Annotated in this window: 14 protein-coding genes; 10 read left to right on the forward strand and 4 right to left on the reverse strand. The window is 56.1% G+C overall.

Annotated elements, in window-relative coordinates:
* Window positions 1-29 precede the first annotated feature (29 nt).
* On the reverse strand, window positions 30-236 hold the full coding sequence (locus tag OK438_00870; GenBank protein MDA4123989.1) for a hypothetical protein: 207 nt from the start codon (window positions 234-236) through the stop codon (window positions 30-32).
* A gap of 869 nt (window positions 237-1,105) precedes the next feature.
* Window positions 1,106-1,408, reverse strand: a complete 303-nt coding sequence (locus OK438_00875) for a hypothetical protein (protein ID MDA4123990.1) — start codon at window positions 1,406-1,408, stop codon at window positions 1,106-1,108.
* Between the two features lie 314 nt (window positions 1,409-1,722).
* Between OK438_00875 and OK438_00880 the strand changes: the two genes are divergently transcribed.
* The 9 genes from OK438_00880 (at window position 1,723) to OK438_00920 (ending at window position 11,727) form a co-directional block, all read left to right on the forward strand.
* Window positions 1,723-2,916: a cation:proton antiporter gene (locus tag OK438_00880; protein ID MDA4123991.1), complete on the forward strand. Its 1,194-nt coding sequence runs from the start codon at window positions 1,723-1,725 to the stop codon at window positions 2,914-2,916.
* A 748-nt stretch (window positions 2,917-3,664) separates the two neighbouring features.
* Window positions 3,665-4,231, forward strand: coding sequence for a hypothetical protein (locus OK438_00885; GenBank protein MDA4123992.1), 567 nt, complete (start codon window positions 3,665-3,667; stop codon window positions 4,229-4,231).
* A gap of 5 nt (window positions 4,232-4,236) precedes the next feature.
* A complete protein-coding gene (locus OK438_00890; GenBank protein ID MDA4123993.1) occupies window positions 4,237-5,619 on the forward strand; it encodes a nucleotide sugar dehydrogenase in 1,383 nt (460 codons plus the stop codon).
* 73 nt (window positions 5,620-5,692) lie between these two features.
* Window positions 5,693-6,940, forward strand: coding sequence for a polysaccharide pyruvyl transferase family protein (locus OK438_00895; protein MDA4123994.1), 1,248 nt, complete (start codon window positions 5,693-5,695; stop codon window positions 6,938-6,940).
* Window positions 6,930-8,318 (forward strand): hypothetical protein, encoded by a 1,389-nt coding sequence (locus tag OK438_00900; GenBank protein ID MDA4123995.1) that lies wholly within the window; start codon window positions 6,930-6,932, stop codon window positions 8,316-8,318. Before OK438_00895 ends, OK438_00900 begins: the two co-directional genes overlap by 11 nt.
* A 503-nt stretch (window positions 8,319-8,821) precedes the next feature.
* A complete protein-coding gene (locus tag OK438_00905) occupies window positions 8,822-9,229 on the forward strand; it encodes a hypothetical protein (protein MDA4123996.1) in 408 nt (135 codons plus the stop codon).
* A 111-nt stretch (window positions 9,230-9,340) separates the two neighbouring features.
* Window positions 9,341-10,267 carry an exosortase/archaeosortase family protein gene (locus OK438_00910; protein ID MDA4123997.1) on the forward strand — a complete coding sequence of 309 codons (927 nt, stop codon included), beginning with the start codon at window positions 9,341-9,343 and terminating at the stop codon, window positions 10,265-10,267.
* Between the two features lie 245 nt (window positions 10,268-10,512).
* A complete protein-coding gene (locus OK438_00915) occupies window positions 10,513-11,082 on the forward strand; it encodes a CBS domain-containing protein (protein MDA4123998.1) in 570 nt (189 codons plus the stop codon).
* Between the two features lie 249 nt (window positions 11,083-11,331).
* Window positions 11,332-11,727: a heavy metal-binding domain-containing protein gene (locus tag OK438_00920; protein MDA4123999.1), complete on the forward strand. Its 396-nt coding sequence runs from the start codon at window positions 11,332-11,334 to the stop codon at window positions 11,725-11,727.
* A gap of 92 nt (window positions 11,728-11,819) precedes the next feature.
* Here the strand turns inward: OK438_00920 and OK438_00925 are convergent, their stop codons facing one another.
* Both OK438_00925 and OK438_00930 read right to left on the reverse strand, forming a co-directional pair.
* On the reverse strand, window positions 11,820-12,395 hold the full coding sequence (locus OK438_00925; GenBank protein ID MDA4124000.1) for a rhomboid family intramembrane serine protease: 576 nt from the start codon (window positions 12,393-12,395) through the stop codon (window positions 11,820-11,822).
* Window positions 12,396-12,539: 144 nt separating this feature from the next.
* Window positions 12,540-12,797: a transcriptional regulator gene (locus OK438_00930; protein ID MDA4124001.1), complete on the reverse strand. Its 258-nt coding sequence runs from the start codon at window positions 12,795-12,797 to the stop codon at window positions 12,540-12,542.
* Window positions 12,798-13,494: 697 nt separating this feature from the next.
* On the opposite strand from OK438_00930, the gene OK438_00935 reads away from it, so the two are divergent.
* Window positions 13,495-13,704 carry a hypothetical protein gene (locus OK438_00935; protein ID MDA4124002.1) on the forward strand — a complete coding sequence of 70 codons (210 nt, stop codon included), beginning with the start codon at window positions 13,495-13,497 and terminating at the stop codon, window positions 13,702-13,704.
* Window positions 13,705-13,783: the final 79 nt, after the last annotated feature.

Here is a 13,783-nt window from a genome sequence, read left to right on the forward strand (position 1 = left end):
AAAGGGCACGGCCTGATGACACGCGCGCATTACGGGTAGGTCGTCGTCTGAGCGGGCTTCGCGACCGGCGCAGGCTTGGCTTTCTGCATGAACATGTACCCCCCCACGACTAGGAGCACTATTCCGACCCCTATGCCGCCTGTACCGATGGTCCTATGCCAGTCTATAGCATACATTGCCCCGCCGATGATTACACCGAGTACGCCCAGCAGGATCACCCACATTCCAGACTTCATGTCGCGAAGTAGACCGACCCGCCTATTTATTCTCACCTAACATGAGGATGGTCCTGCACTCTCCTAGGCTTGGAGGCAGGGTCTCCGTCCGGGCGAGCAAAGTCTCTTGAGCCCTTCAAAGCGGCCAATCCTTGAACGGCGGGATAGGAGGAACCACACAGGCCGTACACCTGTCATCTTTGGATCAAGTCGAAAGACCCGAGCGAGCCGAGACCTCCCAAGCAGCCCCTAAACGAGACCCTTCTGGCAATCAGATGGACCCTGCTTGAGCTGACTGAAGGGGGCGAGATAAATGAGGCGCCCGACATCAGCGGCCACAATGAGGAAGAATTGGTGGCCCCCTCGGGTTCACACGGCCCTTGAAATGGGGGACGAGCCGCTCATTTTGCTGGTTCTCTTGAATCCAAATGAAGGAGGGAGGCGTGAAATCCATAACATCGGTGCCTTTGAGCATGAATCCGAGGTTTATGTTCGTGAATTGCTGCCACATTCATTCGTATAAGCAGTGACCCTCTGGATCTAATTGGAGTGCCGGGGTGAGTTGGGAATGGCACGCTCAAGGGGCTATGAGTGTGTTTTCGGTTATCCGGCATTCCTGAGCATTGGCGAATGGCCCAGGTTGGGCCGGCAGCCATGAATGTGCTTTTGGCAGCAGTCTCGAAGGCGAAGAAGAGGATGGGGGTGACCCCGGGGCAATGGGGGGTGTTAGTCGCGGCGTGTGTGATGACAGTTACGGTTGGCACAACAGTGGTGCTGACATCAACTCCAACTACCTACGTGGTTACCGACACATCAACAGCCACAGTGGTTTCAACATCGAGCGTCACCAGAACGGCGTCCGAAGTTCCGACATCGACGGTGACCTCCACTCAAACATTAACTGTGACTTCGGGGACCGGACTCACCTCTGTCAGGACGACCACTACGACTGTCACCACCTCGCCGAGCACGACGATAACAAGGACGGTCATCACCACCTTGACCGTCGCTTCAACCACAACGGGTACGACGACTTCCACCAGCACTACCTCGACCACTGTTACCCAGACGGTCACCTCGACCCAGTCCTCAACTAGCATTGTCACATCAACGAGTACGGTCACATCCACGAATACAGTCACATCCACGAATACAGTCACTTCGACGACCACTGTGACCACTACACGCACCACGCGCAGCCACTAGACTTCGCAGTCCTCGAACGGATTCAATTCCCGGATGTCCGGTGGGATAGCTGGCCGACGGAGATCTCCGAGTAGTTCTGCTTGGGCGATTATGGCGGAATAGAGTCCATTCTGAGCTTGCTTGGACTAGCCCGGCTAAGGGGTGCGGCTGTATGGGTCCGAATGCATCTCCAATTCGAAAGTCAATGGATGAGCCTTGTGCGTGCCGCTCCACCTGCAGTAGCCTATCTTCGGCTCAAGATTCAACTAGTTCTTGATGGATTCTATGGCGGTGATCGTTCCTGCCCATTGATGCGACACTCGTGATACAGGACCTGGCCCTAATCATGGTCGTCGCATCTGTCATGGCTCTCGCATCCTTCAAACTCAAGCAGCCCATGGTACTAGGCTACATTATCGCGGGGATGATTCTTGGACCCTACACCCCTCCCGGGAGCCTCCTCTTGGATCCGGACGCGGTCAACGTCTTTGCCCAGATTGGAATCATTCTGCTCCTGTTCGTTGTCGGCCTCGAATTCCCCATGAACAGGCTGAGGGTGATTGGAAGGAAGGCAACCCTGATTGCGTCCACAAAAGCCCTGGGTACTTTCGCCGTGGGCTATCTCGTCGCCTACGCCCTGGGGTTCTCCCCTTTTGACAGACTCTTCGTCGCTTTATCCATCTCTGTCACGAGCACTGTGGTTGCACTCAAGGTCATGGAGGGACTCGGCATGGTCAAAGAAGAGGCGGCTTCTCTGATTGTAGCCATCTCTATAATCGAGGACATCGTAGTGATTTCAGCGTTGGCACTCCTTCAATCAATAGCGTCGACGGGAACCCTTTCGGTCCTACAATTGGCCACCTCGACAGGCTTGGTTACATTGTTCATCGGAGGGACAGTGTTACTCGGTTCTCGGACCATCCCCAAGTTCATGAACTTCGTTGCCAGGTCGAACAACGAGGAGCTGTTGCTGATTGCGATGCTTGGCGTTGCGTTCGGCCTCGCCGTCGTCGGAAGCAAGCTCGGGATATCCGTGGCGACAGGTGCGTTCCTTGCGGGGGTGGTCGTTGCGGAGTCGAAGGCGGTCGACCCTGCAAGGGTTATCTCGAGGCCCTTACGAGATATGTTCTCTGCCATCTTCTTCGTATCTATGGGCGCGCTGATGAACGTCTTTCTGATTCCGCTTTTCATCATTCCGGCGCTGATCTTCGTGTTAGCTTCAGTTACCATGAAATTCGTTCTCAGCGTGTCCGCTGCAACGGTCCAGGGATACCAGCGGTCACTATCGCTCAAGGCAGGCGTCGGATTGTCTGGAACCGGGGGCGAGATGTCTCTGGTGGTGGCGAAAGGGGGTGCAGATGTTGCCGCCACTAGCGCGTTCGTCCTCCCGATGATCGGCGTCATCACGCTCATCACAACCTTTCTCTCACCTTACATCATGAGAGTAGGCTGGAAGCTAGTCGACCAACGCTGGGCGGAGCCTCAGAGAACCCCGCCCCAGGCAGCCACGCCTTAGGTTCAATACATCCGTGACTCACTTGAAACAGTGGTCCCAGGGATTTCCGGTCGAGTTAATGCCATGAAAGCTTTCAAAATGAAAATGTTTTGATTTGAGCCTCTATCGAATGTAGATGGCAGATGCTCAAGACCCAAGAATGGACCTTGAGAGTGCGATCCCAGAATCAAGTCTTTTTAGTAGGGAGGTAACCTCGTGCGGGCGGGAACTGGCCCGTTGAGATTGTAATTGAGACAGAAAGTTGTAACGGTCTTGCTCCTTATCGACGTTCTCTTTGCCGGTCTGATAGTGTATCTGCAATTGGCGAATCGCGGTGTTATCACTTTGGATGTCAGGACCACGACAGTCACCGTGACGTCGACAGTCGACTTAATTCAGGCACCCTACGCGGCAGTAAACGTGACTTCGGTGAACTGCATCGCGTCTGACCGAAGCTGCAACATCACCGTCTTGAACTACGGAGACATGGAGGTGAGGTTCTCAGCGTGTATCTTCCAACAGAGCGGTGGAAAAGGCACACTCAACGCTACGGCCGGGTTGCCTCCTCACAGTCAGACAAGGGTGAATTGCTTGGCGCCGGCGGATATGGCAGGTGTCGCTGCGGGAGCCAGAGTTCTCGGAGCGTTCTTCTTTGTCGGAAGTTCTACGCTCAATTGGTCAGGGACTTGGCAGTGAGCCAGAGCACTCTTACGGCATTCCAAACTGATGCTAGGTCTATCAGGGGGCTTGGTTGGCTCTCAGAAGTGAATTGAGCCTAACGAGGTCGGCGATCATGCTCGCCGCGATCTATGGCGTCCTGGTCCTTGCGTTCACCGGCATTGGCATGGCGGTCGCGGCGCCTGGGGCACAGGTTGGTGGGACCCGGTCCTTGGGGACAATCCCGGGACATCTGTTGGAATTGGCCTTCTTCGGACTGTTGCTGGGGGCAGCCTCAGCAGTGTTCTATGGGCGCAAGGGGCTCCCACTGTTCCTCCTGACGCCATTTCTGGTCGTCTTGCTCGACTTGGACCACATCCCAGCCTACCTAGGTTTGTCCCAACCGATCCGACCCGCGCACTCCTTCGTCTTCCTTCTTTTCGCCCTGGTTTCTGCGGCGATAGTCTTAAGGCGGATTGATCTGGAACTGATACTCACGTCTTCGTTTATGGCGCACCTGGGGGTCGATTCGGGCCTCTTCCCGCCATTCTCCCCTCTTTCCTTCGAATACATCCAGGTAGACCCGTACCGGGTCCCGCTGCTGGTTGGCTCCGTTACGTTCGCCTTGCTGGCTGGGCTCTTCTGGCGAAACAGAGTTAAGGGGAAGTCTGCCAGATGAAGCAAATGAAGGCCTCAGTTGTCGCGTTGGAACCTGAATCTGGCAAGGTGGCCAGCCTCCTTCGCCAGGGAAAAGTCAGGATCGCAGTTCTAGGCCTGGGGCGGATTGGCCTCCCTACGGCCGCAGTCTTCGCGGCAGCTGGCGCGAAAGTCGTGGGGGTCGACGTCAGCGCCGACGTCGTCCGGAACACGAACGCCGGCCGCTGCAAGTTCTCCGATGAGCCGGGCCTGCCGGAATTGGTCAAGAAGGTCGTAAGGAACAGGAAGCTGCGAGCCACGGTTGAACCCGGTGAGGCGATAACCAATGCCGATTTCATCCTGGTCTGCGTGCCCACGCCGGTCGACGAGACCAAGACCCCGGACTACTCGGCCGTCAAGTCGGCCTCGCACACGATAGGCAAGTTCCTGAGGAAGGGGAGCACCGTGGTCATCGAGAGCACGATTGGCCCGGGCGTAGCTGAAGAGATGGTGCGACCAATCCTGGAGGGGGAGTCTGGCCTGAAGGCAGAGGAGGACTTCGGACTTGCAAGCTGCCCGGAGCGCTCTGACCCGGGGAACATACTCGCTAACATGAAGTCGCTGCCCAGGATCATTGGTGGGATGAGCTTGAAGACCACCGACTCGGTCATCTCCTTTTACGAGGGGGCCCTGGGGGTCAAGGCGATCAGGGTCGCGGACCCGAAGACTGCAAACGCGGTCAAACTCACTGAAAACCTGTTCCGTGACGTCAACATCGCTCTCGCCAACGAATTCGCGCTATTGTTCGAGAAGATCGGGATTGATGCCATCGAAGTCATAGACGCCTGCGCTTCAAAGTACAATTTCATGCCTCACTACCCCGGGGCCGGGGTGGGGGGCCCCTGCTTGCCTTCGAATTCCTACTACTTGATTTCAGAAGGCGTCAGGGCGGGCAACATCCCATATCTCATTCGGATGGCCCGAGAAATCAACGACAGGATGCCCGACCACGTGGTGGAGCTGGTGGGCGAGGCCCTGAACGAAGTGGGGAAGACGATCAGGGGCTCGAAGGTGGCGATCCTCGGAGTGGCCTACAAGCCCGACATAAAGGACACCCAGCTGACACCCATTGAGAGGGTAGCCTCGCGCCTGGGCGAAATGGGCGCGGCGGTTTCAATATACGACCCCATGTTCAAGGGGGAGAAGGTCTTCGGCATCAAAGTGAATGCAAATCTGAAAGGCGCAGTTCGAGGAGCAGACTGCGTAGTAATCGGGACCGCGCATTCAGAGTTCAAGGGACTGGATCTGGGGGTCCTTGCTTCCTTGGCCAATGTGAGAGCGGCCCTGGTGGACGCGAGAAACCTAGTTTCGCCCAAGCAGGCGGTTAGGAACGGGTTTGCGTACAGAGGAGTCGGAAGAAGGTCGTCCTAGGCGCCCTGACCTTTTGTGGCTCCGCCGTTGAAATCCTAATGAGGTGCCATCGGCGGAGGATTAGACCTTGACAATGAATCAGCACCGCAAGAGACTGCACGTTGTCATCTGTGGATATTATGGAAAGGGCAACCTCGGGGACGAAATCATACTCGAAACCATGCTTCGCTCAATGCGAGCAGCTTTCCCGGAAACGACTTTCGTCGTCTTCTCGGACAATCCACGGCAAACGTCTCAGAGCTTCGGCGTGGCAAGCGTGATGAAAAGGGGGAGCTGGTTCGATTGGCTGAGGCGAATCCGAGTTCTCATTTCCGCGGACCTGTTCATATTGGGCGGTGGTGGGATCCTAATGGATTATGGCGCCTCAGCTGCGGTCTTGCTGAAAGGGCTTGAACCTCTGGACGTTGCACAGCTCCTTGGGGTCCCGACGATGACCTACGGAATAGGGGTGGGGGACGTGTATACCGGAAAGGGGCAGGATGCCCTCAGGACGAGGTTGAATGAAACAAGTGTCGTCTGCGTACGTGACAGGGACTCTCAAGTAAGACTCGCCGAACTCGGGGTCCAGAAGTGCGTTGTGACTGGCGATCCTGGAGTTACGATTTCCGACCAATTTGGGATTGGGTACGGACAGAGGGCCTTGCATGTTTCTTCGCCCCAAGTCAGTGTCTTCCTGCGGCATTGGTTCGTGAATAAGGACGAAACCACAGACATCCGAACTTGGGAGCGCTTCGAGGACAACCTCGCGGAGTTTCTCGACATCCTAGTTGAAACCCGTGCCGCATCAGTAGTCTTCGCGCCCATGCGGACCGTTTCGTCGAGGGACGACGATCGCGTTGTCGCAAAGGAGGTAGTTGATAGGATGACCCAAAAGAAGGCCGCTACCATCCTCGAAGGCGAACCATCCACTAGCAAGTTGATGGAGCTCGTAAGCCAGAGCGACCTGGTCGTGGGGATGCGACTTCATTCTGTCATCTCGGCAGCGTCAGTCGGAACTCCCACGATCGCGGTAAGCTATGCCTCGAAAGTCGAGAGCTTCATGCAGTCGATTGGGGCGGCCGAGTGGGTACTCAGACCCGACCAGTGCTCCGTGGAAACGCTCCAAGGTCTATCAGAGAAGGTTTTCGCCGGGAACTATCCTAGGGAGACTTTACGGGTTGGCTTGGAGAAATTGAAGGAGTCAGAGAGACAGAATGTGGCTCATGCAGCCGACCTTTTGCTTCGAGCGGAAGGCCGACGGAGGAGGTTGTCAAAAGCAATGGCAGGGCTGGGGATTGCGACCGGCGTGAAGAGGAGAAGGACGAATCAGAATGGAACCTGATCCCACATATCAGGCAGACTATTTCGACGATGATTCTAATCATGACAAGTTCATCGAGCTTGAGAGCACCCAGGTCCATTCCGGCACCGTTCTTTTCAGAGTCTCATACCACGAGTCTCTCAGCAGGTACCTTACCACCGGGCTCTTCTACCTGAACTATGATTTCCCCCTAGAATCAGTTCCCCCCTCCATTCTGTCGATCCCTCTCTTGGGTTTGCTCCTGCCATTCGGATGGTTGACGGGTGCGGAGGTTCGGGTGGGAGACGTTGACGCCAAGTATCTAGACTCGCTGCCGGAAGTGGCCCTGGAGTTCAAGAAGATGTTCCCAACGATGAACTTCTCGGGGAAAATCCGGGCGCACCCTGTCAAGAACGACTCGGAGTGGCGCCAAGATAGTTATTGCCTCCTGTACAGCGGGGGAGTTGACTCCACGTGTTCTCTTATCCGGAACTATGAGAAGAGGCCGTCACTAATGACCGTAAGGGGGACCCCCGACATCCGCCTCCATGAAGAGCAGTATTGGACTCGGGTGAGGGGACGGATCCAACCTTTCATCAAGAGCATGGGGCTGGAGGCTCACGTTGTGGAGACCAATGCCATAGACATGGTCAACCTAGCGGCTTTGAAAGCTGATTACAAGGGGCTGGTTAGGCATGGCTGGTGGGAGGAACTCGCCCATGGCTTGTTCCTTTTAGGCGCATGCGCACCTTACACCTTCCACAACCAAATTGGCAGCGTCATGATAGCCGCGTCATATACGAAGAAGAACCAAGAACCGTGGGGGTCCAGTCCAATGACCGACGAAAAGGTTAGGTGGGGAGGGACTCGGGTAATCCACGATTCCTACGACCTTAGCAAGGTAGAAAAAATTTCCCAAGTCCTCGTTCCATTCATGAGGAACCGCGGCAGCCCGATTCCACTCAGGGTTTGCACCGGGAAGAGGGGAGCAAGGCTCGCGAGCAACCAGCTGAACTGCGGGCAGTGCGCCAAATGCATGGCGATTGAACTTTCCCTAATAGTCTCTGGGGTTGACGCGGGCCAAAACGGATTCGACATTTCCCCCCCTACCCTAATGGTGCTAAGACAGAATCTCGAGGCCGGGTGGTTCGGCCCGAAGGACTATCCAATCCCCTGGAGATTCATCAAGGAAAACATTAGCTCTACACCGGAAAGTGTCGTTGCCGGGCACCCCGGACTTGGCGAGTTCCTTGACTGGCTAGCGGACTGGGATGAGAGGCCGACGAAGAAAAGAAGGCGCTACGCGGACAAGGTGGCGCCTCCAGGTAGCCGGCGGAGGGACTTCGCCAGCGCGATCTTAGGGAAGAAGGGGAAGCTGGAACCAGGCGTCATGAATGCGGATGTCGGGCAGCATGCCTAACACGAGGCCTTGGCCAAATACCACTCGTAGTCAAAGAGAATCTTGGTCAGGCAAGGTCTTGAGCCAGATGCATACGGGATTTGGCTATTCGGTCTGTCTTCCCTGACGCCCCTTGCGGTGTTTGCCCAGTCTAGGCTCGGATCCCCGCTGGATGACTAAAGGCCACCTTTCGCGCCAGAAACAGGATCGAGATTGAGAGCAGGAGTACCGGCACGAGGCCCAGAGGGAACTCGGGAACGCCCGGCGCACATTCCGCGGCGCTACAGGTACCATGCGTAGTCGTGGTCGTCTGGGTAACAATTACCAAGTTGGAACCCGCCGTCGAGCTGGATTGAGTATTCACCGTGGTGGTGGACTGGTCTGGCGCTCCGAACAACCCCGTGGAGGTGCCAGCAACGCTTGTCTGAATTTGTTCCGTGCTAGTGCCTACGGTGCTTGTCTGGACATGCTGAGTGGAAGTGGTCTCAGTCGAGGCTGAGCTCGTCAGAGCGGTTCCTTGACTGGTGCTCACGTCGGTCGTTGTCGCGACGACAGTCGTACTGCCGTGCGAATCGGAGGTTGAACCTACAGAATCGCTGCTATCGGTCGACGTTGCGGTAGAGGAAACGGATTGGGCGCTCGTGTCCGAACCGGTGGATTGCTGGGTACTTGTGGTCGAGTCAGGCGAGTGGGCTACAGTCGTTGTTGAACCAGAGGGGTGTGGGGTGGTAGTTGTCAAACCGGAGGGGAGTGAGTTGGTCGCAGAGTTGGAAGATCCTGCAGGCAATCCGGAACCCAGGGCGAGGAAGAACGCGATCGCCAAGAGGAAGAAAGCGAATGAAGTAATGATTACTGACCGGCGCGACTTGCTCAACGACATGCAGGAGTGTCGCTCTAATCAGTATAAGCATTTGGGATTATTTGGCAATTGAAATATGGCTTTTCGTTGGTTCAAGTCTAGAAGTTGCGACCCCCTTACACCACTTGGAGGCCTCCCCTTCACCAGTTAATTCCAACGGAATGAGAACTATGTTTCGTGGATTTTGTCCGTCCACGCTTTTATAGGAAGTCAGCCCCTTTCATACGAAGCTACCACGATCAAGCTTACACGAGCTCACGCATTCGTCCTGAGCATAGCCGCCACTTTCCTGCTGCCGCTGGCGATTCCGGGCGTGGGCCTGGATTACGAGTTCTTCATCATAACCGTGTTAGTCCTGCTCGCCTGGTTCATTTTCAGGTGGGACAGGATTAAGGAGATTTCCCGGCGGTCTGGGAAGGCTGAAGTCTTCTTGGGTTCTACCCTGATTGTTGCGGACTACGCTTTCAACGCGCTTAGGCAGTCGAGCGTAGGAATCGTCGACCTTCTCGTAATCTTTGTCGGGGCTATTATCGCCTCATACGGGATCAGGTCTCTGAAGTTCTTCTGGGTCCCGGCCACCTATGGGATAATCCTCTTGCTCGGCTATCAGATCGAAAGCCTCACTCCGAACTACGTCGTTCTGCAGAGCTGGTTGGCCGGGGTCATGGCGTCGATCCTTAACGCAGTGGGTGTCGGCTCCACGGCCACGGGTCACGTTGTCTCTATGACCGCGCCCGATGGCACGCGATTGTTGCTAGACGTATCGGGGCCATGTACCGGGTTGCAAGGGATCCTCGCCTTCGGCATGCTCTCCACGCTGGCTCTGCTAGACCTAAAGCCTAAGATGTCTCGGACAATCCCGATTTTCGCCATCGGTTTTGCGGGAGCTTTTCTGGTCAATATCGTCAGGCTCCTTGCGATGTTCTTGACCTACGAGTATTTGGGCGTCGACGCAGGGGCCTTCGTGCACATTTACATTGGGTACTTCGTGTTCATTGTGTGGGTCGTGGCTTTCTGGGCGATCGCTTACAGGTACCTGGGTCCCGTTACGAGTCCTACAGCACAGCCCGCCTCTATGCCAAGTCTACTAGACTCAGGCAACCCGGTCTGAAGACGATCGCCGCCGACGCTTCGCGAGGCAGTTCTTGGTCAGGTTACTAGTCACGGCGATCGTGACTTCGCAATAACCTATCTGGAAGGAATATTATTGTGTTAATCATCCTAGCGATGACTGACCCGAGAAGTGCGGCCCACCATTAGATGAGGTTGGAGACTTCCCCTATGCAGTCAATCGACTTTACACTGCACGGAACCGGCGGGTCTCTTGTTTAAATAAATCCCGAAGGACTGATGGCCATGGTTCTTGACCTCCCGACAGGCAACATAGCCAGGCGCGAACTAATCAAGATCGACGAGGACAAGTCGGTCTTTGACGCAGCCAAGATGATAGTCGAGAACAACAGGGGTAGTGTTCTGGTCACCAGGGGAGGCGAGAGCATCGGGATACTGACTGAAAGGGACGTGATGAGAAAGGTGGTCGCCAGATCCCTGGACCCGAAGTCCGTCAAGGTGAAGGAAGTGATGACATCTCCTCCGGTGACAATCGACAAGGACAGGCCGCTCCGCGAAGCTGTAGAAGTAATGAACAGGAAGAAAATCAGGAGAATGCTCGTAACGGAGAAGGGCAAGATCATTGGCGTCTTCACCATCAGGGATGTCGTCAAACACATGAGGACTTGCACCTACTGCGGCAAGGAGATCAGGTCGATCCTGGAGAGTGAGAAGCCCGAGCCCTACGCCGAGTGCGAGTGTGGATCCAGGTATCACAGGAATTGCGTCGAGACTGTGGTGAATTGCCTGAACTGCGGAAGAACGTTAGTCACGAGCGTTTCATATCCAGAGCCGTCAGAGACGTTCAGCGGCTAAGGGTGTCTCCTTCATCTCCTTACCCTCCAAGCGCGAGCATAGGATTCGCAAACCTGGGAGAGAAATCCTTCTCGTCGGGAGACATAGTTGAGGAATAGGCGCCCGGTTGGGCCTTGAAATTCTAGGCGGGCGCCCTCTACAGACTTGGCGAGCGAGGGCGCCCTCGAATATTCGATGGCGCCCTCTCGGTTGCCACGGTAAGTTTCACCGTGTTTATCTACGAGGGTTCCTCGGAAGAATCGGTAACCGTTGAAATCCCCCACCGTGCCGGAGCCGTTCACGCCCCCGCCTGACATATTCCTCGTGACGACGCCGTTCGTATCAGGGTATCACGTGACTCGTGTCGTTGGTGCGACATTTGGGTTAATCGTAAGGTCCAGGGGACTGGGGCAGAACATATGGGCCTTCTTCCGGGCCTGGGGTGGCGGGGAAATCAAGGTGTATACGGAGCTCCTCGAGCAAGTACGTCATCAAGCCCTCCAACGCCTCGCCGATCATGCAAATAGCCTAGGAGCAAACGCAGTCGTCTCCATTGGTTTTGACACATCAGAGATGGGCGGAGCGATGACGGAGGTTCTCGCCTACGGGACCGCGGTGGTTGTGGAGAAAGACGCCCAACCTGCACAGCCCGTTGCCCTTCACTGAAATGGCGCCCTGGCCGGGCCTTGTCATGAATGCTGGCCCCTTGTAAGGACAATCCATTTGATGCGATGCCAGGCGTCGGGGGCACTCCCATATTACAGTAACCGGGCAGTCCGCTTGCTCCCGAGCACGTACCCAGCCGAGAGGCCGAATAGCGCCCCGCCAAGATGGGCGAGCCAGTCGACGTAGGAAAGCCCGAAGCTGCTGAAGACGAACACCAGGAGGAACCAGCTCAGCAGGCTGTAGTTGACCCGACGCTGGACTGCGTAGTCTAGCGCCACCGCACCTGCGAGCAACCCGAAGATCCCTCCAGAGGCGCCGAAGCTTATCTCCCTGGGGCCGTTGAGGAGGCTGAACAGGTTCCCCGCCAGCCCCGAGGTGACGAACACGGCATAGTATTCGGCCGGCGCTAACGCGTCAGACAGAAGCCCGTCGAGCCAGACCACGGCCAGGGCGTTGAACAAGACGTCTACGACTCCGAGCGAGTTTGGAAGGACGACCAGAAGGGAGGTGAACAGCTGCCAGTACCAGCCGCGATAGACGAGGGAGTTATCCTGGAGGAAGAGGTAGGTCAGTGGGACCCCCCCGAAGCTCACAAGCGAGGAGACCAGCCCGACGACGAGGCCTCCGACGATTCCCAGCGCAAGGTTCCTGCCCTGCTTTGAGACCACGCCCTAGGAGCGCCAGGAAGGGTGTTTAGGCGTTAGACCCACTGGGCCCCTGTTCGGGCCTTTCCGCTGTGCACGATGACTGCCAGTCATTTAGAACCACCACTGAAGGCTCGGTCCTAATGGGCGCAGGTTCTCTTCGGCTGACTAGGTCGGTTTCTGCTCTGTGGAGTCTGGTACCGGCCCGGTGGGCATTTCTGGGATGTCAGTGATGGGTTCGGGGGGAGGAGTGGTCGCCATGGTGTACCCTATCCAGCCAAGGATGGCCAGCAGGGCGAACACCGCGAGGAAGGCGCTTATCTCGAGCACGAGCACAGTCCAGTACCATATCAGGAGCCCGTAGACGATTACTCCGATTATGCTTCCCGCGAGGATGCCTCCGCCGATTAGCTTGTCGTTGGCCAAGGCTTGTAAGGCTGCTTCTCAACTTTAGGATATAATGCTTCCCTCCCGACTCCGATCCCGCTCCGCACGTCAGAGTCACAATTGACGGGGGCCCACTGTTCTGTGGATTGAATGGGCTACGCCAGCGTGCGCATTGCGAGGAGCGTCAATCGGATGATACCGAAGGCCCGACGGGACATCAGGGTGGACTGGGAAACGTGGGCTCGGAGATGAAAGACTTCTCATCGCGTTGGTCTCTCCTGGCTAATCTAGTCGACGGGGGAACGACGATATGGAAGAATAATCCCTACTGATACTTCCCAGAACGGAAAGAACGCTTTAATCGATTTCGAGAGGTCTGGAAGGACAGCGCTTGAAACGTCAAAGTGTCGGGTCAGCTGACGGTCGACATAGGAAATCCAGCCCTCGCAGGACGATGAAACGGAAGGGTAAGGCAAAGACGACGATAATCTTTCCATTCTCTCCGGATTCAGTTCCAAGTTCCTCGAATCTGCCCTTCTCTGAAAAGAGTCCATATCAAGAGAGCGTTGAGTCTCAGAAACCTCAGGAACACGTATTTGGCACCCCCCAAGTCAAAGTTGGCTCCGAACCAGCCAATGCACCAGTGGTCGTAGCTCACGAGACTGCAACGGCTTCAAAGGAGACTAGCCCGCTTCCTTCCATCAGCTACAGCGAATGGCCCCCATCCTCTTCTCGGATGTCCGCCAGAGGCTTCTTCCAGGTGGGAAGCCTGATTCGACTTAGGCTGGGCGCGTTGGTCGGATGGACAAGTATAGCAGGAACCGGAGCTCTCCTACTGCTAAACAGGGGAGGGCCGTTCCCGGCGACGCAACTTAGTGAACTCCTTGCGACCTGGGCAGGGGTATCCGGAATACTCTGGGTCGTCTCGGCGAGACTGAAGAAGTAAGGCTAGCTGAGTCGCAGAAGCTCCAAACCCCTCTCAGCGGGCCTGGAGGGATTTGACCAGTTTGGTGTGCAAATCCATT

It is taken from the genome of Nitrososphaerota archaeon, from assembly GCA_027887005.1.
Lineage (GTDB): Archaea > Thermoproteota > Nitrososphaeria > Nitrososphaerales > Gagatemarchaeaceae > UBA183.

Bases quoted from the DNA above. Each gene is read 5' to 3' on its own strand.
- OK438_00935 (MDA4124002.1), top strand. From the start codon at position 13,495: ATGTCCGCCAGAGGCTTCTTCCAGGTGGGAAGCCTGATTCGACTTAGG.
- OK438_00870 (MDA4123989.1), bottom strand. From the start codon at position 236: ATGAAGTCTGGAATGTGGGTGATCCTGCTGGGCGTACTCGGTGTAATC.
- OK438_00895 (MDA4123994.1), top strand. From the start codon at position 5,693: ATGAATCAGCACCGCAAGAGACTGCACGTTGTCATCTGTGGATATTAT.
- OK438_00915 (MDA4123998.1), top strand. From the start codon at position 10,513: ATGGTTCTTGACCTCCCGACAGGCAACATAGCCAGGCGCGAACTAATC.
- OK438_00900 (MDA4123995.1), top strand. From the start codon at position 6,930: ATGGAACCTGATCCCACATATCAGGCAGACTATTTCGACGATGATTCT.
- OK438_00890 (MDA4123993.1), top strand. From the start codon at position 4,237: ATGAAGGCCTCAGTTGTCGCGTTGGAACCTGAATCTGGCAAGGTGGCC.